1 protein-coding gene is annotated in these 281 nt (G+C 67.6%); it reads right to left on the bottom strand.

Going from position 1 to position 281, the window contains the following annotated elements; translation table 11 throughout:
• Positions 1–281, bottom strand: a 281-nt coding sequence (locus KKP04_RS15380) for a transposase (protein WP_215033573.1), incomplete at both ends; no start/stop codon positions are given.

Genomic DNA, 281 nt, shown 5'->3' with positions numbered 1-281 from the left:
GACGATGTCGCCATGGCGCAGTTCCGGCACCAGAACCTGTGCGACATAGGCCTCGAACCAATCGCCGTTGATCGGGCCATCGAGCACCATCGGCGCGACCATTCCGGTCGTGCGCAGCCCGGCCACCAGCGTTGTCGTCTTGCGGTGGCCGTGGGGGACCCCCATGCGCAGGCGCTCGCCCTTCGCGCAGCGCCCGTGGCTGCGGGCCATGTTGGTGGCGGTCCACGTTTCGTCTATGAACACGAGGCGCTCCGGTTCCAGGTCGAGTTGGCCGTCGAACC

The sequence above is a fragment of the Rhodomicrobium sp. Az07 genome, from assembly GCF_018619475.1.
In the GTDB taxonomy this organism is placed as follows: domain Bacteria; phylum Pseudomonadota; class Alphaproteobacteria; order Rhizobiales; family Rhodomicrobiaceae; genus Rhodomicrobium.
This window is presented reverse-complemented; position numbering and strand designations above follow the sequence as displayed.